The sequence below is a fragment of the Agrococcus casei LMG 22410 genome (assembly GCF_900163565.1).
Lineage (GTDB): Bacteria > Actinomycetota > Actinomycetes > Actinomycetales > Microbacteriaceae > Agrococcus > Agrococcus casei.
In genome coordinates this window covers 17,365-37,493 of the sequence record NZ_FUHU01000014.1, presented here as the reverse complement: position 1 = coordinate 37,493, position 20,129 = coordinate 17,365, and the positions used below count along the sequence as shown (strand labels likewise).

Below are 20,129 nucleotides of genomic sequence, written 5' to 3'. Positions count from 1 at the left end.
GCAACCGCGGCCTGATCCACAAAGAGACCGTCTACAAAACTTGACACAGCCCAGCATGCTACGGCGGGGCCGTGGTGCGTACCTCCCTCATGAGACCACTCATGAGGGAGGACCAGATGAAAGGCGGCATCACCCTGTTCCGGGGCGTCGGCTCGGCCGCGCGCCGGTATCTGGAGTCCGACCGCGCCACCGCAGACGACTACTACCTGGAAGCCGGAACCGCCCTCGCGAACTTCACCATCACCGACGCCGCGGGCGAGGTCATCGACGCCCGGGCGCTCGACGCGGACGAGTACGCCGCATGGGTCGACTGGACCGACCCGACCACCGGCCTGTCGATGGGCACCCCACGTGAGGCAGGTGGCGGGAAGCGCGGTTCTCCTCGGTTTGCGGAGATGGTCATCAACGCGCCCAAGAGCCTGTCGATAGCCGCCGCGTTGCACCCAGAAGTCTCCGAAGCGCTCGATGCGGCGCAGACAGACGCCGCGGCGGAGATTCGCCGCTGGCTGGCCCAGAACTCGACCACCAGGGTCGGGCCGCGCGGTGCCCAGGAAGTCGTGCCGGTGGAGTCGTTGCAAACGGTCGCAGTGTCGCATCGCACGTCGCGTGCGGGTGATCCGCATCGGCATATCCATCTCCAGATCGGCACCCGCGTAGTGGCGGCAGGGAAATGGCGTGCCCTCGACACCGGCGCACTGTTCAAGCAACAAGGCGCGATCCGCGCCCTCGGCACCGCCGTCATGGCCGCGCACCCGCAGCTTGCGCAGGTGCTGGAGGTGCATGGGCTCACGCTCGACCCAGTGACGGGCGAGGTGGTGGAGTTGCAGCCGTTCAATCAGGTGATGTCGAAACGCGCCCGCCAAGTCGAGCGCAACCTCGACAAGCTCGAACACGAATGGGAACGAACACACCCCGGCGAGACCGCGGGGCCGGTCGTGCAAGCGAGGTTGTTGCACAAGGCGTGGGCGCACGAACGTCCGAGCAAGAAGCCCTCGGTGTTGGCGACAGAGACGGGTTGGCGGGTCGAACTCGCCGACGCCGGATATGTCCCCGATGCCCTGATGAAAGCCGCGCAGCATCCGACGGTTCGCCTCGATGACCTCTCGATCCAGGAAGTCGCCTCCCGCGCCCTGGACCGGTGCGCCGCAGCATCGTCGGCGTGGACGCCGCACACGATCCGGGAGCATGTCACCCGCATCACCACCGAATACGGCATCAGTGCATCGCCGGTGGAGATGCGGGAGTTCGTGCACCTCGCAACACGGCTCGCGGTCTCGGATTGCTTCTCGATCCTGCCCGAGCATGCTGCGCGCCCGGATCATGTTGCACACCTCACGAGCGTCCGCGTTGCAGAAGCCGAAGCCAGGCTGCGTGACCTCCTCACCGCTGCAACCCCCGAACAGGGAGTGCAGCCCCCGGATGTTGCGGCACTCTCGTGTGCGCAGGGGCTGGATGCGGATCAGTTGCAGGCTGCCGCGGCGATTGCGTCGACCGATCCGCTCGTGATCGTAGAAGGGGCAGCGGGGTCGGGGAAGACGACGATGCTGCGCCCCGCCATCGACACCGCAACCGCTCAGGGCAGGCGGGCACGGGTGGTCGCTCCCACGAAGAAGGCCGCCCAGGTCGCGGGCGAAGCACTCGGCATCCCCGCCGATTCCGCCGCCGCCCTCGTGCACGCACACGGTTTCCGGTGGAACGCCGACGGCGTCTGGACGCGCCTCGCTATCGGCGACACCGACCCGGACAGCGGGCGCACTTACGACGGCCCGCCCGAGAACGCGCGACTCGCGCACGGTGAGCGGGTCGTGGTGGATGAAGCGGGCATGCTCGACCAGGACACCGCCATCGCCCTCCTCACGGTCGCTGCGGAGGCCGGGGTGACGGTTGCGCTCGTCGGCGACCGAGCGCAACTCCCTGCCGTCGGCAGGGGCGGCGTCCTCGACATTGCTGCACAGATACGCGGCACCACGTTCGATATGACCGGGCCGCACCGCTTCACCGACCCCGCATACGCCGATCTCACCCTGCAACTGCGGGACGGCGCTGATCCCGCTGTGCTGTTCGACCGGTTGCAGGAGATGGGGCTCGTGCACCTCCACGATAATGACGATGCGCTGTATGAGCACATCGCAGCGACCGCAGCACCTGGTGATGCGGTGACGGTCGCGACGAACGAGGAAGCACGCGAACTCAACGCCCGCATCCAAACGGCGCGACTCGAACGGGGCGAACTCGACCACACCCGCACCGTCGTCGGCAGTGACGGCCTCGACATCCGTGCCGGGGATGTGATCCAGGCGCGGAAGAACGACAGCGGCATTGGGGTGGCGAACCGGCAGACGTTCACCGTGCAGCACGTCACCGACGACGGGACCGTGTACGCGGTCGAGAACGGCACCGACCGGCGACGACAGCAGACCGTCCGACTCCCGGCGGAGTATGTGGAGGCCCATGCGCACCTGGCCTACGCGTCCACCGCCTACGGCGTCCAAGGCACCACCACCGACACCTCGCATACCGTGCTCGCTGAGGGGCTCGACGGTGCAGGCACCTACGTCGGGATGACCCGAGGACGAGGGAACAACACCCTCCACGTCATCGCCACCAACCCTGATGATGCGCGGGAACAGTTCGTACAGGCCGTCGAACGGGATCGGGCAGACCGAGGCCTCGACGCCGCCACCCAGGATGCGCGAGAAGCTGTCAGCGGACTCATCACCAACGGCCCCGTGGAGTTCGTGAACGCCGAGCGTAAGCGTCTCGCGGACGCGATCACGCACGCCCAGCAACAGGCAGAGAAGTGGGAGCGCGTGGCTGCCGCCTTCCAGACCCAGCGGCACACCCACGCCACCGAACGGGAGACGCAAAGCGCGCTCATCACCGCCGCCGAAGAGTTCGCGCGACAAGTCCGGGAGGAGACGGTGACACCGCTAATCGCTGAAGCGGCGTCGGACGGACAAGCGTTCCTCACCGCTCAACAGGCCGCGTGGGACGCCGAGCGCACCTACCAGCACGCAGGCAGGCTCCGCAGGCGGGGTGCCGCCCGGACCAGAGACAACGCCCACTGGACACGTCGCACCATCGAAAACATGCTGCGGGAACGATGGGACACTACACCAAACACCCCTGACGGGCTGGAGGCATGGGCCGAGAACGTCGCCCAGAATCGCGCCAACAGACTCCCCGCCGCTGTGGACGCTGAACGCCAGGCAGCAGATGCGCACACTACCGCGAACCAGACCGCGAACCGGCACCTGGCCGAGATGCGCAACCTCCGCGAACGCATCTACGGGCCCGAAGGCCGATACCCGGACGGCGGCCCCGAACGGCGTGCAGAACAATGGACCGTCCACGCTGACACGCTCCGCCGCACCCTCGCGGACATCGAAGCTGTCTCGACCAAGCAAGCCGTGCAGTTCATCCAGCAACAGCACGCGGAGACCGAAGAGAAACGAGCCGCAGCCGCAGCCGCAGCCGCAGCCGAGCAAGCCCGCGCACAACGCGCGGAACAAATCACCGTCCCTGACCAGGCTCCAAGCCAGCGGTCAGGACAACGGACGGAACGCGGCATCGGATACTGACCTCTCTACAGCACTGCCGCCACCATGAAGAAGAACAGAGCGAAGCTCGGAACTCTTACGAGCGGAGGTGCGCAAACCAGAAGGGTCTGTCCGATAGAGCAGGGCAGCCCCGGCCGAAGCCGTCAAGAACATCCTCATTGTTTTCCCGAAAGGCCCTCGGTGCGATGCATCAGCCGAGTATGTCGAGCAGTTCTCATCCCAATTCTGAGAAGGATGAACGTCCCGAGAAGCGAGTGAGTATCTTGAGAACGTGGAATAGTCGTTCAGCTAGACGCACACGATCGCAGCGCCCTCTCCCACCCTTCAAGATGTGATGCTCACAGATCGCGTTGGCTTCTACTCTCGCGGGAAATTCGCCAATCTGACGAGTCGGTTCTTTCACCCCAGAATCCTCGGTAGCGTTCGTTGGTGACGATGAGTTCCTCGTGGGTTCCGACGGCCTCCACTTCACCGTTGGGATTGAGTACCACGATCTGATCCGCATCTCTGATCGTGTGCAGGCGGTGCGCGATCACCAGGGTGGTTGCGTTTCCTGCCAGCTGCCGCAGCCCCGTCAGAATGTGGTGTTCGTTCGTAACGTCGAGCGAACTGGTCGCTTCATCCAGTAGCACGACGGGTGCGTCCTTGAGCAGCGCGCGGGCAATGGATACCCGCTGTTTCTGCCCACCGGAAAGGTTTGCTCCGCCTTCGCTGATGATGGTCTCGAACCCTTGTGGGAGTGCTTCAGCAAACTCTGCGACTCCTGCGGCTTCCGCTGCTCGGAGTACGGCTTCTCGGCTCGCGTCCCGGTGTCCGAGGCGGATGTTCTCGTAGAGTGTGTCTTCGAACAGGTAGACGTCTTGAAAGACGATCGCTATTGAGTCGAGCACGTTACGGGTGCCGAGTGCTCGGACGTCTTCACCACCGATCCTCACTGAACCGTCGTCGACATCGTAGAAGCGGGCTGCGAGCTTCATCAGCGTGCTTTTCCCTGATCCAGATGGACCCACGAGTGCGGTCGTCGTGCCAGAAGGCACGGTGAAGCTCACGTCCCGCACCACGGGATCATCCGTTTGATAGCCGAAGGTGACCCGATCGAATTCGATACTGAAATCTGCCGGCGTGGCAGGGGCTTCCGGTTCCGGCAATAGATCAGCGTCCAGAACGCTCCGGAGTTCTTCGAAAGTGTTGTGGGCCAGTTGCAGACCTTCTCCGAAGGGTATGGTTGCCGCGGCGAGTTTCGCGAGAATGAAGACGAGAACGATGACCCCGATGAACAGTCCTGGGGTCAGCTGTCCGGCGATCAGCAGGGTAGTCGTCACCGCATAGATGGTTATGACGCCGAAGGCAAGGATTGTGTTCATCCGGGCCAGGACGCCCTGCCCGGCCTTTTGGGTGCGCGTCAGGACAAGTAGTTGCTCGCGCATCGTGGCACGCACGCTGCGTTCGCCGATCGAGTTGCTTCCTGCCGCGCGCAGCACGGGTTGGACTTGCGCGAACTCAAGCACCTGCGAGGCAGTTCGCTGATCATGCTGGGCCTTTATCTGCTCGGCTGCCTTGTACTCTGCGAAGAGCTTGCGTTGTGAGATGACAGCGACGATCGAGACCGCTAGCGTGATGAGACCGATACGCCAGTCGATGAAGAGCAGATAAGAGCTCGTGACCACGGCAACAGTTGCTCCGTGCATGATCGGGCGCAGCATCATACCCGGGGCATTCGCTGCGAACACTGCGCCCGTCGTGGCGGTGACGCCGAGCTGGCCGGTTCGATCTGCATCGAAAAACCCCAACGGCAACTCGACCGCTCGGTTCGCCAGCAACTCATGAATGCGAAGAATGTACTCTTTCCCGACGTTCTGGGAGATCACTTCGCTTGGCCAATCAGCAGCGGCGAAGACGGCAAAGGCGACAACTATCCAGATGGCGTATCTGCCCGAAAGTGCGCTATCTCCGGAGAAGACCGCATCGATGAACAGCGCAACGCACACGAGGCCCGTTGAGAGTGCGAGAGCAGCCAGTGCGATGAGAGCGAGTTGGATGGTGAGCAGCATTCGGTTCGAGCGGCTGCCGATACCGTACATGATCCTGATCATTCTTTCTCCTCGCCTTCGGTGCCGTTGATTTCAAGTACACGGCGGTACTGATGCTGCTCATATTGACGCCACATGTCCGCGTAAGCGCCATCGGCTGCGAGGAGCGTTGAGTGGCTACCGCTCTCACGAATGCGGCCGTTCTCGACCACCAGGATGTTGTCGACGCCCACGATCGTATGCAGGCGGTGAGCGATCACGATGAGGGTTCGCCCGGCGACCAGACGAGAGATGGCCTGCTGTATCGCCACCTCGGAGTCGGGGTCTGCGAAAGCAGTCGCTTCGTCGAGAACAACAATCGGCGTGTCCTGCAGAATCACTCGTGCGATCGCTATGCGCTGCTGTTCTCCGCCAGAGAGGCTGGCGTCTTCACCGATCACGGAGCCGTATCCCCGAGGCAGAGAGAGGATTCGCTCGTGGATCTGTGCTGCTTCTGCCGCGAACACGACTTGTTCGTCGGTTGCGTCGGGGTGTGAGAGTCGGATGTTGTCTCGCACGCTAAGTCTCATCAGGTAGGCGTCTTGGAAGACGAAACTCACGTGCTCGTAGAGCTGTGTTGCTGAGAGCTCGGTCGCGTCCATATTTCCGACTTGCACGGTGCCACGAGTCGGGTCGAGCAAACGAGGAATCATGTGCGCCAGCGTTGATTTACCCGAGCCGGAGGGGCCGACAAGGGCAGTGACTGAACCTGGTGAAAGACGAGCATTGATGTCACTGAGCACCGGTGTTCCCGCAACGTAGGAGAAGCTCACTGAGTCGAGGCTCACACTATTGTCTTCCACGCGGGCTGACCCGTCTGCGTCTTCTGGCTCCTCGATGTCGAAGAAGGCCGTAAGCTCTTTTGCAGCCTCGTACGCTTCTTTGAACATGATGCCCATTCGGGCGAGTTGCATCACGGGACTCGCAATATTGCTGACCAGGAGAAGTCCAGCAAGAACGGCGAACGGGTCGGCTTCGTGTTCAGCTATGAGCCACTGGCCAGCGAGGGCGACGATCATCAGGCCAAACAGCGGTGACGAGAATATCTGGATCAACGCTGACGGGTGCACTGTGGCACGCACCCACGACAGATAGAAGGTGCCGAACTCGCGGGAGTGCTCCATGAAGGTGCCCTGGTTCTTGCCATCTGCCTGGAAGACCTTGACGACGCCGATGCCGCGGACCAGCTCCACAACCGAGCTGTTGAGATTCTTGAGGCTTTCTGCGTATCGCGCGGACTGCTCCGCGTGGTCGCGCATCATGAAGGGCAACGTTGCCAAGGTGAGAAGCAGCGGAACGAGCGCTGCCAAGCCGACTCGCCAATCTGTCACAAAAAGGTAGGCGAGGCTCAGGATCGGAACGATGATCCCAGATGTTCCATCCGGCACAGCATGTGCAACCAGCGCGTGAATACTCGACACGTCATCCTGTATGAACTTCTTCACCCGGCCGGAAGAGTGTGAGGTGAACCAGGACAGGGGTAACCGCAGAAGCTTGGTGATCTGCCGCTGGCGGAGGTTCTCCGCTAATACCCCATCCGCTGTGTGGCTTACGCGATAGCTTCGCCCCATGCAGAGTGCCTGAACTATGGCAGAGACGATCAGAAGCACGAGTAGCAGCCAGACGAGTGATATTTGCAGTTTGCCCCCTGTGAACACGACCTGCATGACGCGGGCGAGCTCGATGATCAGCACAATCGGGATGAGCGAGAGCGCCGATGCGAGTGCCGCGTAGAGGCCTGACAGCGCGAGTTGGCGGTGTGCCGGCCGGGTGAGGTTCCAGAACGTGCTGGGGTTACGGCTGCTCATCCGCGCATCGCCAGCCCTCGACGCCAGTAGCCCATGAAAGCGACATCGCAGCGGTCGACCCCAAGGTCCCGGACGAGGTGCCGGCGGAGAGTCGTCACCATGCCGCTTTCTCCGGCGATCCAGAACCACCGTGCGCTACGGGTGGATACACCGGCCGCGACCGGCTCGCCGAGGGAGGAGAACGTGGCTGTTTCCCAGAGAGGATCAGTGGTCTCAGCATCGTCGATGCGAACACTGGTGTGGGGTGTGCCGAGATAATCGAGGACGGTCGCTATGAGCCGGCTCCCGTGCGCGGCGTTCTCCCGCGGAAGCACGTGAATCTCCCATCCAGGCGGTGGATCGATAGGGATCGCGTCGGTGATGGTGGGGACCTCAAGGAACGCAACCCCGTGCGTGGTCGGATCCACGCTTTCGAGGATGCTCGAGATCGCGGGCGCGGCCGTTTCGTCACCCGCGAGGATCACGGAGCGTGCGTTACCCGGCGCATACTCGACCCCTCCTCCGTCGCGCAGGCCACGACGTGGACCGATGATGAGAAGCTCATCGCCCGGCGCAGCTCGCATCGCCCATCGTGTTGCCGGACCCGCCTCAGAATTGGGTTCGTGTACCACGAAATCGATAATGATGCTGGTGCTTTCGCCGCTCTCGTGAAGGCTCCGGATCGTGTAACTGCGCATTGCACCGCGGGCGGGCTCAGGTGTCTCGAGCCATACCCGATACCAGGCGGCTCCAGCATGAGAAAGATCGGGCAGCTCTCCATTCTCCGGAGGGAAGATGACCTTCACGCGTTGATCGAAGTTCTCTCCCGGATTGCCCATGCGGGAAAACTCTGGCGCTTCGAACTGCACGCGAACGAAATGCGGTGAGAGCTGCTCGATTCGCGATACCTGGCTTCGTGCGACTACCAGTGGCCCCTCTTCGGCCTCCGTGGGCGGTGCGAGGCTGGCCCCCTGTTCCGAGAACGCATCAGCGGACATGGTGTTTTCCTTTCGGCAAGATGAGTGGTGCGCCGGAGATTGGGTCTTCCATGACCTCGCAGTCCAAGGCGAATACCTCACGGATGAGTTCGGGTGTGAGTACTTCGCGTGGTGTACCCGTGGCGAGCACGTCCCCGTTTTTCAGTGCAACGAGCACATCCGAGTATCTGGCGGCTAGGGCGAGGTCGTGAAGCACCATCACAATGGTGGTGCCCTGGGTTCGGTTGAGGTCGGTGAGAAGATCGAGAACCTCTATCTGATGCGTGAGGTCAAGATAGGTAGTCGGTTCGTCGAGCAGCAGAATGTCTGTTTCTTGGGCAAGGGCCATGGCGATCCAGACGCGTTGCCGCTGACCTCCCGACAGTTCGTCCACTGATCGATCAGCAAGTCCTGCAGTGCCGGTGGTTTCCAACGCGTTCGCCACTGCTTGGTAGTCCTGGGCACTCCACCGGTTGAACGCTCCTTGGTGAGGGTGGCGTCCTCGCCCCACGAGATCTGCGACAGTAATGCCCTCGGGCGCGATGGGACTCTGCGGCAGCAGGCCCAAGACTCTTGCGAGGACTCTTGATGGTCGTTGCTGTAGCGCTTTCCCGTCGAGCAGTACCGATCCCTCACGGGGTGTGAGCAGGCGCGCGAAAGCCTTGAGCAGTGTGGATTTGCCACATCCGTTCGCCCCGACGATCGAGGTGATTCGCCCCGGCTCTATGCCGAGGTCAAGGTGCTCCACGACGGTGTTGGAGCCGTAGGAGAGGCTGATTCCTGCAGCCTCGAGGTGGTGCTTGGAGGTCATACGGTGGTTCCTGCTCGGTTGATGCGGATGAGGAGAAGGATGAGGTAGGGCGCACCCAGGACGCCGGTGATGACCCCGACCGGATAGCGTTCTCCGAAGAGGTACTGCCCTGCGAAGTCCGAGACGAGCACGAGCAGCGCCCCTACGAATCCAGCGGGGATCACGAGTGACGCCCCTGGTGGCATGATCCTCGCTGCGATCGGTCCTGCCATGAATGCGACGAAAGCGATGGGGCCGGTGGCGGCCGTCGCAAATGCCAGCAGCGTGACTGCGGACACGATCAGCAGTATCCGTACCGGGCGCACCTGCACACCGAGACCTGTCGCTGTCTCATCGCCGATGCGCAGCATTTCTAGACTTCGCGCGCAGAGCAGCAGTATCGGCACGCAGACAGCGAACGCTGCGGTCAACGGGCCGAGCTTCTCCCATGATGCACCGTTGAGACTTCCCGAAAGCCACTGCATAGCGGTGTGGATCTGCCAACTCGGTGCACTGGTGAGGACATACGAGATGATGCTCTGCATCATCGCGGCGACGCCGATGCCGATCAGAATGAACCGGGCTCCGGTGAACCCACGTCGATTGGAGAGCAGATAGATGGAGACGGCGGTGACGAGCGCTCCGCCGAGGGCGAAGAACGATACCGCAGTTTCCGTCATCGACAGCATGATGATGCCCGTAACGGCGAAAGCACCGGCCCCGGCGCTCACACCGATGATGTCCGGGGACGCGAGCGGGTTTCGAAGCATGGTCTGGAAGGTGGAGCCCGCGGCCCCGAACGCGAAACCGGCAAGTAAGCCGGTGAGCACGCGAGGGAGGCGAAGCTCGCCCACCGTGAACGATGCGCCCGGTACCGTTTCGCCGAAGATCACGGCAAGCACCTCGCCGGGGCTGTAGCTTGTCCGTCCGAGCATGAGCGAGACGGCGGCAATTGTGATCAGCGCGAGCAGCATGATTGCCACAGTGACCCCGCTGCGAAGCAGTTTCCGTTGTCGCCCGCTACGAATTGCTGCCGCGGTTCCCTGCAACGCGCTCATAGTCCGCGCACCTTCTGCCTGCGCACGATCCATATAAAGAAGGGTGCGCCGATGATGGCGGTGACGATTCCGACCTCGATTTCCTGAGGCTGTGCGATGACGCGACCGATGATGTCAGCTAAGACCAGGAGGTTCGCGCCGGATACTGCCGCGAACGGGAGCAGCCACCGGTGGTCTGGTCCGCTGATCATTCTGCACAGGTGTGGCACGACGAGGCCGACGAACCCGATGGGGCCGGCGAGCGCTGTTGCTGCTGCCGCGAGGATGACAGCTCCGGCCGCTATGCCGAGGCGGGTGCGTCCCACGTGTTCTCCGAGTCCGACGGCGAGCTCATCCCCGAGTGCGAGCGCGTTCATGCCTCGCACCAGGGTGAACAGCATCACGACGCCGATCAGGATCACGGGAGCGCCGATGGCGAGCCCGTGCCAGGTTGCACCGCCAACTCCGCCGACGCGCCAGAACTCGAAGTTCCGCATCAAGTCAGTGCGCGGAAGCAGTATTGCGGTTGAAAGCGAGACGAAGGCAGCGGAGCTCGCGGCACCTGCGAGGGCGAGTTTGATGGGAGTGGGACCGGTGCGCCCGAGGGAACTGATCGAGTAGACGAAGATCGCTGCAAGGGAGGCACCGATCGTCGCGAAAGCGATATAGCCAAGTTGGCTGCTCAGCCCGAAGAAAGCGATACCCGTCACCACAGCCAAGGCTGCTCCACCGGTCACACCGAGGATCCCCGGATCAGCAATCGGGTTGCGAGTCACCGCCTGCATCGCTGTGCCCGAAAGAGCGAGTGCGGCACCTACGAGCGCACCGAGCAAGGTTCGCAGAATCCTCTTCTCTACCGTCGCATCGGCAACGGTCTCCGATTGACCGCTGAGCGCAGTCCGCAAGTTATCGAGAGACACATCCGCGATTCCAGCCACTAGCGATAGTCCTCCGAGCACGATGAGTGCAACGAGAAACAGGAGAAGGATGAGAGTTCGTCGAAACGCCGAGCGCCGCAGCAAGGCGGCGCTCGGCGCGGTTGATGCCAACGTGGTCATTCGATGGTTATCGGCCGATGGCTGCAGCTTCGGCGAGGATCGATAGATACTGGTCGATGCCCCACGGAACACCGAGAGGACTGGGGTTCGCGAGCATCGCGACTGCGGTGTCCTGTTCCAGGATCGCGAGCCGTCCGGCAGCGATCGCGGGAACTTTCGAGAGGATCGGATCAGCCTGCAGCGACTTCAGCAAGGAGCCATCAGGAGTTCCGTACATGGCGAACACGTCGACATCGTCAAAGCGTTCAGCTTGTTCGGCGCTCACCTCGCTGAAGAATGTGACGTTCTCCTCAGCGAGTTCGTCCATGATCGCCGGTTGCGGCAGACCAAGGTCGAGCAGGAACCCAGGGCGGCTGTCGGGCAGCGTAAAGACGGACAGCTTCGAGAAATCGCTCGGGTCTGCAGCAGCAAAAAGCACACGCTGATCTTGCAGAGCAGGCAGCTCGGCGAGGGCTTCCTCACTGTGGGTCTGGAGGTCATCGATGAGCTCCTGACCTTCATCTTCGAGTCCCAGTGCCTTGGCGTTCAGCTCGATGGTCTCATTCATCGTCGTGGCATACGGGAGCCCGGGGAACGCGACAACGGGAGCGATTTTCGAGAGTGTTTCGTACTCCTCTTCAGTGATCCCGGAGTAGGCGGCAAGGATCACATCTGGGTTGGTGCCAGCCACGGCCTCAAAATCAATTCCGTCGGTCTCGTCGAACAGTACGGGGGTCTCGGCCCCGAGTTCCTCGAGCTTCTCGGTGACCCACGGGAACATGCCGTCGCCGTCTTCGTCGCCCGAGGTCATCTTCGCCATGCCGACGGGGACGATGCCGAATGCGAGCGGGACCTCATGATTCATCCACGCGACCGACGCGACTCGCTCCGGCTTCTCGGGGATGATCGTCGTGCCATACGCATGCTCGATGGTCGCGAATGCCTCGCTGTCATCGGCTGTTCCTGATGAGTCGGACGATGGCGTCGAACAGGCGACGGTTCCAGCTACCAGGGCTAGGGCGGCGGTGAGGCCGACTACTCGTGAGATACGCAATGACGTTCCTTCCAGATTGACGGGTTGACAGACCCTCAAGCATCCACCGGGGGTCGGATGTTACTTAGGCTTACCTAAGCACTATATAACAGTCTGTCAGAAAGTACCGCGTGGAGAAATCTGGCTCAGCGTCAAAAGGCGAGTCAGCGGTCGGGCTGATCAGGGCAGGTTCAGCTGATGCTCAGCCCCGTCGAACACGAGTGCGAGCTTCCGGTCGAGCCATCCGATCCCGCGCGCCCAGTCAAGCTCCACGCCTGTCATGCTGGCCTCATCGTCGATCACGGGGACGACTATCTGTTTGCCGTCTCGCCGGATCAACATGGAAGCGGTCAGCAGTACCTGCTCTCCAACAAGATCGATGATCACTTGTGCTTGAGCAGTCGTAAATCCTTGGAGCGTCAAACTTCGAACGTACTCAGAGATGACTGCGGTTATTCCTTCGGGAGTTTCCGGAAGCTCGAGCACGCTTCTTGCGAACCCAGGGGCAGAGTCGCATGTGCGCCAAAGTTCATGCGCAAAGGAGCCGAGCATCTGCCGCCAGGAATCATTCTTTGTAGACCAACTCCGTCCAGCGACAACAGCATTCACAGCGGATACCACAAGCTCTTCTCGTGAGCCGAAGTAGCGATAGATGGTTCCATGAGTGATGCCAAGTCGCTGAGCAACGCTCGTCACCGTGAAGCGATCGAGCCCGTCAGCGATGACGGCCTTCAGAATCGATGCTCTGTCGGTCACTCTGGGGCGACCCAAGGAGCGTTGCCGTTTGGTCATGCCTTCCACGCCCCCCGCCCGTGTTCCCTGCCACCTTGATCCACTGTAGCGCTGGCGTATCTACTGTCCCAGAGAAGCGAAGGAGCGCAATCCATCCACGCAGCAGACCCATTGATAGCAGCGTGTTCGTTCGTGCCGTACCCTTATCATCGATGTGTGACATTAATGTGAGAGTCAACTCCGGCGGCGTCACGGGCCGGGCAAGGAGGGTGTGGGGATGAAGATCGGGGAGCTTTCCCAGCGCACGGACACGCCGGTGCGGATGCTCCGGTACTACGAGGAGCAGGAACTGATCGAGTCCGAACGGCTCCCCAACGGATACCGGGACTACGAGGACTATGTTGTCGATCGGGTGCGGCAAGTCCGGGGCTTGCTCGATGTCGGCCTGCCGACCCGGATCATCAAACAGATCCTTCCCTGCCTGGACGGTCCGCGGGCGATACATATGCCCTACGTCACTCCAGACATGATCGCGACGCTCGAACACGAACGCGACCGGATGGCAGAGAAGATCGTGTGCCTCACGAAGAATCACCGGGCCATCGACGAGTATCTCAACGCTGTGAGTCACGAAATCCGGGCCTCCTGATGAGGCGTCCCAGTACGCCTGCTGATCGGCGATGCCTGGCAGTGGCGGGACAGGACGGTGCGAAGTGACAGCGTGGATCGGTCCTGATCTGCCGTTGCGTGAGTTGGAGTGTTTTGCTGTGCTCACGGATGAGTTGCATTTCGGTCGTGTCGCGGAGCGGCTCGGGGTGACCCAGGGGCGCGGGCCACAGATGATCAAGCGTCTCGAGAGTCGGGTTGGCGGACTGTTGTTCGAGCGCACCAGCCGTCGCGTGGTCGTGACTCCGCTCGGCACCATTTTGGCGTCGGAGGTCGTCCCCGCCATGTCGCGTCTTCGAGCAGGATTCGAGGATGCGCAAGCCGCAGCCTCCTCTTCGGCGAGACCGTTGCGTATCGGATTCCAGTGCGCGGTATACGAATCTCTCATCCGCACCGTCGCCTCGCTCCCGGCGGGGATGACCAAGCTCATCGAGCTGCCGTGGGCTGACCCGTTCACCAGGCTCGCCCAAGACGGTGTGGATGTCGCTGTCGTGCTGTCGCCCAGCAGGGAGCATGGTTTTCAGCAGTTGGCTGAGTTCTCCCGCCAACCGCAATACCTGGCTCTGTCCCGCAGGCATCCGTCAGCTGCGAGTTCGCAGCTTGATGCTGCGGTGTTGTCGCGGATCGGGATGGTCGCGCCCGCGGCATCCGCTCCGGACTATTGGCGTGAGGCCAACGCGCCGAGCACGACTCCCAGCGGGCACCGCCTGCGATACGAGGCGACCGCATCGACACTGCCCGAAGCTCTGTCGATGGTCGCGAGCGACAACCTTGGGGTTCTGCTGTGCAAGGCCAGCGCGGCTTATATGCCCAGACCTGACGTGCAGTACGTGCCGGTGCCTGCCCTGCCCAGCACCTCATTGGTTGCTCTCGCGGGGAGAGGGAGGACGCACCCACTGGTGGGGCGATTCGCACAGGAGCTGCGGGCGCAGACTCACGCCGCGTGACGACACCGGGAATCTCTTCAAGCGTCTATCATGGACGCTCGCTTGGTCGGCCGCGTCGCCGCCGCCAAGACGAACGCTGTCAGGGCAATGATCGCGGCGACCCCGGTTGCCGTTCTCGCATCACTGCCGTCGATGACGAGCCCGCCGAGCACTGCTCCCAGGGCCACGCTCGCGTTGAAGACGCCCGCCCACAGTGCTGCGGAGGCCTCAACGCGCTCCGGGTCGGCTTTTGCTGTCCAGGTCTGTGTCGATGCCGACACGCCACCGTAGCCGAGCCCCCACACCACCAGGATGACCAGCGCGGGAACGGCCGCGCTGCCACCGCCCAGTGCCAGGGCGAGAGTCGCGGCCGCGACTCCGCCGATCGCGATCAGTACGGCGGTGCGTGTGGCCCGCCCGGCTAACGGTCCCAGCGTGAAGTTCCCGATGACTCCCGCGATGCCATACACCAGCAGTGCCGTAGCGATCCCCGCTGGGTCCATTCCGGTCTCGCTCTCCAGGATCGGACGCACATACGTGTACCCGGTGAAATGGGCCAGGGCGACGAGCCCCGTAATGATGATCCCCGCCGCTACACCGCGGTTCCTCATCACACCAAAAACCGCTCCCAACCGTCCGTTATGGTTCGCGGGCAGAGACGGCAACAAGACCACGAGCAGCCTCGCGGACACGACCCCGAGTACAGCGAGCACCCAGAACGTTGCGCGCCATCCGAACGCATCCGCGACGAAGGTCCCCAAGGGCACGCCGAGCACAGAAGCGATCGAGACACCGGAGAAGATCAGCGTGGTCGCCAGCGCCACCCGCCCTCGCTGCGCAAGACGAGGCCCAAGACCTGCGGCCAGTCCCCAGACGATGCCCATCGACATGCCCAGCAGCACGCGGGCAATGGCGAGTACCCAGAACGTCGGAGCTAGAGCGGTCAACGCGTTCGAACCGGACAGCACCAGCATGAACACGATGATCACCGTTCGCCGGTCAGCACGACCCGCGAGCACCGGTGCCAACGTCGACACGACAGCAGCGACGATCCCCGTGATCGTCAACGACATCCCCGCGAGTCCCGCACTGATCTCCAAGGACGAGGCCATAGGAGTCAGCACACCCACAGGCATCATCTCTGACGTGACGACTAAGAACGTACACAGCGCGACCGCGAGCACCGGCCCCCACCCACCCGTGGAATTCGTACCCATCTTCGGTTCGATGGTTGTGGGAACAGAGGGGAGAGAAGCCATTGGTCCAGTCAATCCAGGCACGAGAACCCGAACAACAGCGATTCGCGAATACAGCCATGAGTCTCGCTAATTGATCACTGGGCCGCGTCGAGGGCGACGAAGTGGAGGCAGACCCGAGCGTGAGGCGAGGGCATGCGGTGACATCCGGTCGATGACCGTTTCGACCCTGATCCCGCAGAGCCATACTCGGCGCGATGGCTCACCCCGGGAACATGAACTGTTCATCAGTGGCACCTCAGTAGTCTTGGGCTTGACGCTAATATGAGACGGAGGTGCACGGTTGACTGAGTTCATCAGAAGCGCTGCGCTGCCGCATCTGGAAGCGCGGCGGTCCTGTCAGGAGAACTCCTGCTACCGGCCGCACACCCACGACGCGTTCTCGATCGGGCTGATCGACGAGGGCACCTCGGTGTTCTCCGGTCCCCTCGGCGGCCGTGTCCGGCTTGAACCCGGGGATGTGATCGTCATCGCCGCAGAGCAGGTCCACCAGTGCAACCCCGACGACGGTTCCTGGCTGTACCAGATGATCCACATGGATCAGAACTGGGCGGCCTCCCTCGCCACCACGGACGGGGTCGCTGCACTGTTCTCGGGCGTCACCGTGCTGCGCAGACCAGACCTGCATCACCGGGCTACCGCGTGGAGCGAGCTCATCTTCTCGGGCGCAACAGCCCACCGTATCGAGAGCCGGTTCCGGGAGCTCGTGGACGAGCTCGGTGCTGCCACGCCGGAACATCTGGTGACCGGCGACTCTGACCCAGCGCTCTCTGGCCGCTTGGCTCCCGTGCTGCGGCGGCTTCGTGAAGATGAGACCAATCCCAGGCTCGATGAGTTGGCCGAGACCATCAGCATCTCGAAGTATCAACTGATTCGCGCGGTGAAGCAGGCGACGGGCCTTGCTCCGTTGGCGTGGCGACAGAACGCACGAATCCAGAAAGCCCGGCAGCTCCTCCGCGACGGGCACGCCATTGCGGACACTGCACACGAGCTGGGCTTCACCGATCAGAGCCACTTCCATCGCGTGTTCCGCGCCCATGTCGCCACATCTCCTGGCGCGTACCGGGCCTGACCGCAAGAACGTACAAGACCCCGCCCGCCTCTGGCGCAGATGCTGGACAGGTTCGCTGTCAAGCATCCACGAGGAGGGATATGGAGCAGTTCGTCGCGGTCGCCGTCGTGCACTTCCTCGCGTTGCTGATCCCCGGAGTGGACTTCTTCCTCATCGCCCGCACCGCGATGACCAGCGGCTGGCGAAACGCGACCGGCATCTGCGTGGGAATCGCTACCGCCAATGGGACATTCATCGCCGCCGCTTTCTCCGGTCTCTCGCTCATCTCGCACCCGACGTTGCTCACAGTGATCCAGACCGCCGGAGGCGCATTCCTGGTGTACATCGGCGTCGCGTTCATCCGGTCGAACGCACATTTCGACCCCGATGATTCCCCGGACGTTGAGCAGGCGACGTGGGCGAAGAACCTCGGCCTCGGCATCGCATCCGGATTGCTGAACCCGAAGAACGCGCTCTTCTATCTCAGCCTCGCCACCGTTCTCACCGGGGCTCCGCCACTGACGCTTATCGCTTACGGGGTGTGGATGTTCGCCGTCGTGCTCGCCTGGGACCTGTTCATCGCAATCGCACTCGGCACCAAACGCACCCTCACGCGCATCAACAGCCTGGTTCCTTGGCTCACAAAGACAGCCGGTGTCTTCCTCGTACTCTTCGGAACCGGCATGATCGCCACCATCGCCTGGCAACTGCTGCCCCGATAACCCCGGTCGGTGAGCCACGAATCGGTGACCCGCTAGGCGCGAAGCCGCACCAGAACCTGCGTGGGCGACGCGTCAAACGATGAGTTGAACACTCGGGTGAGGTTCGGGGTCAAGTGGTACACCATGTGGCTCAGCTCGGCCATCGTTCAGCGGCGAGCGAGGTCGCCGCGAGGCATGGTGACGATTCCCCGAACCTCGCTCTGCAGTAGAGCAGATGCGGGCGGCGAGTGATCTGCGTTCCGCCATTGACGGTTGGGGCTGTAGATTTCACGTGTCCTCAGCCTGACACGCCGCGCTTTTCAGACGCGTCAAACCCAACACGTGGTATTCCCCGTCCCTGCCGGACCGACCAATACGTCGAGGGTGCGGGCGGAGACGCCGATCTTCGCGATCGCCCGCTCCTGATCCGGCGACAACACATTCCCGTCGCGGTTCTTCGTCCGCGCGGCCTGCTCAATCCACATGAGCGGCACCGTCGGCGCAGACCTGTCGTTCGACGCGTCCAGGAGACGGTCTTCGGCAGCGAGGACCTGTTCGGAAGAGAACACAGTCGCGGCCTTCGGGCGGAACCTACTGGACCCGTCTGGGCGGCGGAATGTCGGCGGGCTCGACGCGAGCTCCGGCGGTGTCAGACGCAGCGACACTCGTTCTGCGGCGTCGACGATCTGGTGAGTGATGTGGTCGCGGTCGGTCGCAGACGCGAACCGGAGTCCCATCGTCTGCCGGACAGCCTCCGCATGCAGATTCCATCGTTTCCACGTCGCCCGACGATCACCCACCCGCGCCACCACCACCTCGGCAACCTGCTCGAGATCCCCCAATGGGATGTCGTCCGCGCGCAACAACGGCTCCCCGGCACTCCTGGACAGGAGCGTTGTGGCCCACGTCGGAGCATCCTCCCCGAGCAGCTCGGTGGCACGTTCCCGCCACTGGGCGGTTAGGTCGCTCAGAGAGTGGTGCTGCTTCGGAGGCCGTGTCTCCAACGTGGCCTGTTGCCGGAACTGCCACAACAACTTCGGAGACGGCTGCCTCCCATGCTTGACCACGTGCTCGGCGACGAGGCGGTCCTTGACCTGCTCGATATCACGGGTGCGGGAAGAGAACGCGTCCATCAGCGCCTGCGGCACACCGGCGATCTCCCACGCCGTCGACCGCCCCACACCACGCTCCCGCGCCTCCCACCCCACCCCGAGCATCGCTGTGAGGTGATCGGAGAGGACCGCGTTGTAATGCTCCGACAACCCCGTCACCGCCGCATGAATCGCGCGAGAGTCAAGGGTCCGCCACTTCCCGTCATGAACGGCCTGGACCCGGTTCGCGACCACCACATGCGTGTGCAGCTGCGGATCCGCCGCACGGGAGTCGTAGTGGTCGTATGCAGTCGCGATTACGCCTTGTACTTCGACCTGGGCTACTGCGCCCCGCGGTCCTTTCGCACCGATCCGGGTCATCGCGACGTCTCGCTCGATCAGGGCGATCACATCGTGGATCGCGGCGTGGTGGGCCTGGGTGATCAGCGCCTGCGTGCCACCGTCGGCAACCGCCCACAGGGTGGAGACGGACTTCGGCACCGAGAACGTCAAATCGAACCCCGCCACCGGCGCGTCCGTCGGCTTTGCCGCTTCTTCGGCCTCGATCAGCGTGGTCTGGGTCGCACGCTCCTCGTCGGTGAGTGAGTCCGAGAGTTTCTTGAGACGACGCTCGACCCGTTCCGTTGCGGTTGCGAACGTCCGGTACGGACGCCCCAATTGCTCGCCGTTGTTCGGGTCCTGCCCGTAACCCATCAACTGCCGCAACTGCTCCTCGGTCACCGTCGCGCCCGCCGTCACGCCGCCTGAAAGACCGACAAGTCCAGACCCGATCCATGCGCCTGGAGGTGTTCCCGATTCCAGGTAGTACCTCGTCAACGCAGAGGCGGCGTCACGGTCCCCGTCGCCGGTGACGACGGAGTTCAGCAGGTACCGGTATCCATCCCCGGCGGTCATCACCCTGATCGACACCGTCACACCCGATAGGTACGCGACGGCCCTCCGCCAGGCCGTGCCGAAGACGGAGTGCCTTGTCCGGGCTGGCTGAGTGAGTTGGACTTATGGGCGCGGCCCAGGTTGTCGGGATGAGTCCTGCTCGTTCCAGATAGCCGACGAGTCCGGTGGTCAGCGGGAGACGGTGGAGCTCGTCGGGCGCGACCCAGCGGGCGTCGTCAGGAAATCATGAATCTCGAACTGATGTCCGTCGCCGGTTGGTACGGTTGCCACCCACAGTTCTCGGATGATCTGGACGTGCAGCCCGGTTTCTTCGAACGCTTCCCGCGCGGCGCATTCCGCCAGCATCTCACCCGGATCGACGCTGCCTCCTGGGACCGACCAACAGCCCTTCTCCGGCTCTGTACCACGTTTGACGAGCAGCACGCGTCCTTGTGCGTCAACGACGACGGCACTTACCGCGAGCACGATCCCATCCATGCTCTCGACCTTAGCCAGCTCCCG

At 62.9% G+C, this 20,129-nt stretch carries 16 protein-coding genes; 5 read left to right on the top strand and 11 right to left on the bottom strand.

The window, feature by feature from the left end; genetic code table 11:
• The first annotated feature begins 116 nt into the window (after positions 1-116).
• Positions 117-3,581, top strand: coding sequence for a MobF family relaxase (gene mobF, locus CZ674_RS02475; RefSeq protein WP_086990937.1), 3,465 nt, complete (start codon positions 117-119; stop codon positions 3,579-3,581).
• A gap of 317 nt (positions 3,582-3,898) precedes the next feature.
• Here mobF (CZ674_RS02475) and CZ674_RS02470 read toward each other — a convergent pair whose 3' ends face one another.
• The 8 genes from CZ674_RS02470 to CZ674_RS02435 all read right to left on the bottom strand — a co-directional run bounded on the left by CZ674_RS02470 (position 3,899) and on the right by CZ674_RS02435 (position 13,082).
• On the bottom strand, positions 3,899-5,653 hold the full coding sequence (locus CZ674_RS02470; RefSeq protein WP_086990935.1) for an ABC transporter ATP-binding protein: 1,755 nt from the start codon (positions 5,651-5,653) through the stop codon (positions 3,899-3,901).
• Complete coding sequence (locus CZ674_RS02465; protein ID WP_086990933.1) at positions 5,650-7,437, bottom strand: ABC transporter ATP-binding protein; 1,788 nt, start codon at positions 7,435-7,437, stop codon at positions 5,650-5,652. Before CZ674_RS02465 ends, CZ674_RS02470 begins: the two co-directional genes overlap by 4 nt.
• Positions 7,434-8,414, bottom strand: coding sequence for a siderophore-interacting protein (locus tag CZ674_RS02460; protein WP_086990931.1), 981 nt, complete (start codon positions 8,412-8,414; stop codon positions 7,434-7,436). The genes CZ674_RS02465 and CZ674_RS02460 overlap by 4 nt, the downstream gene beginning before the upstream one ends.
• On the bottom strand, positions 8,404-9,204 hold the full coding sequence (locus CZ674_RS02455) for an ABC transporter ATP-binding protein (protein WP_086990929.1): 801 nt from the start codon (positions 9,202-9,204) through the stop codon (positions 8,404-8,406). Before CZ674_RS02455 ends, CZ674_RS02460 begins: the two co-directional genes overlap by 11 nt.
• A complete protein-coding gene (locus CZ674_RS02450; RefSeq protein ID WP_327078609.1) occupies positions 9,201-10,157 on the bottom strand; it encodes a FecCD family ABC transporter permease in 957 nt (318 codons plus the stop codon). The genes CZ674_RS02455 and CZ674_RS02450 overlap by 4 nt, the downstream gene beginning before the upstream one ends.
• Positions 10,158-10,237: 80 nt before the next feature.
• Positions 10,238-11,278: a FecCD family ABC transporter permease gene (locus CZ674_RS02445; protein ID WP_086990926.1), complete on the bottom strand. Its 1,041-nt coding sequence runs from the start codon at positions 11,276-11,278 to the stop codon at positions 10,238-10,240.
• A gap of 7 nt (positions 11,279-11,285) precedes the next feature.
• Positions 11,286-12,311, bottom strand: coding sequence for an iron-siderophore ABC transporter substrate-binding protein (locus tag CZ674_RS02440; protein WP_086990924.1), 1,026 nt, complete (start codon positions 12,309-12,311; stop codon positions 11,286-11,288).
• 159 nt (positions 12,312-12,470) lie between these two features.
• A complete protein-coding gene (locus tag CZ674_RS02435; RefSeq protein WP_086990922.1) occupies positions 12,471-13,082 on the bottom strand; it encodes a TetR/AcrR family transcriptional regulator in 612 nt (203 codons plus the stop codon).
• Positions 13,083-13,299: 217 nt separating this feature from the next.
• On the opposite strand from CZ674_RS02435, the gene CZ674_RS02430 reads away from it, so the two are divergent.
• Entirely contained in the window at positions 13,300-13,671 is a 372-nt protein-coding gene (locus CZ674_RS02430) for a MerR family transcriptional regulator (protein ID WP_086990920.1), read from the top strand.
• 64 nt (positions 13,672-13,735) lie between these two features.
• Positions 13,736-14,635, top strand: a complete 900-nt coding sequence (locus CZ674_RS02425) for a LysR family transcriptional regulator (protein ID WP_159456874.1) — start codon at positions 13,736-13,738, stop codon at positions 14,633-14,635.
• A 17-nt stretch (positions 14,636-14,652) separates the two neighbouring features.
• Here CZ674_RS02425 and CZ674_RS02420 read toward each other — a convergent pair whose 3' ends face one another.
• The gene (locus CZ674_RS02420) at positions 14,653-15,831 is read right to left on the bottom strand and encodes an MFS transporter (RefSeq protein ID WP_268802379.1); all 1,179 of its coding nucleotides are present in this window, start codon (positions 15,829-15,831) and stop codon (positions 14,653-14,655) included.
• Between the two features lie 322 nt (positions 15,832-16,153).
• Here CZ674_RS02420 and CZ674_RS02415 point away from each other — a divergent pair, with 322 nt between their 5' ends.
• Together CZ674_RS02415 and CZ674_RS02410 are read left to right on the top strand one after the other, a co-directional pair.
• Positions 16,154-16,942, top strand: a complete 789-nt coding sequence (locus tag CZ674_RS02415) for a helix-turn-helix transcriptional regulator (protein ID WP_086990913.1) — start codon at positions 16,154-16,156, stop codon at positions 16,940-16,942.
• Positions 16,943-17,022: 80 nt separating this feature from the next.
• Positions 17,023-17,643, top strand: a complete 621-nt coding sequence (locus CZ674_RS02410; RefSeq protein ID WP_086990909.1) for a LysE family translocator — start codon at positions 17,023-17,025, stop codon at positions 17,641-17,643.
• A 308-nt stretch (positions 17,644-17,951) separates the two neighbouring features.
• Here CZ674_RS02410 and mobF (CZ674_RS02405) read toward each other — a convergent pair whose 3' ends face one another.
• Positions 17,952-19,649, bottom strand: coding sequence for a MobF family relaxase (gene mobF, locus CZ674_RS02405; protein ID WP_234988385.1), 1,698 nt, complete (start codon positions 19,647-19,649; stop codon positions 17,952-17,954).
• Between the two features lie 147 nt (positions 19,650-19,796).
• Entirely contained in the window at positions 19,797-20,105 is a 309-nt protein-coding gene (locus tag CZ674_RS14330; protein ID WP_234988384.1) for an NUDIX domain-containing protein, read from the bottom strand.
• Positions 20,106-20,129: the final 24 nt, after the last annotated feature.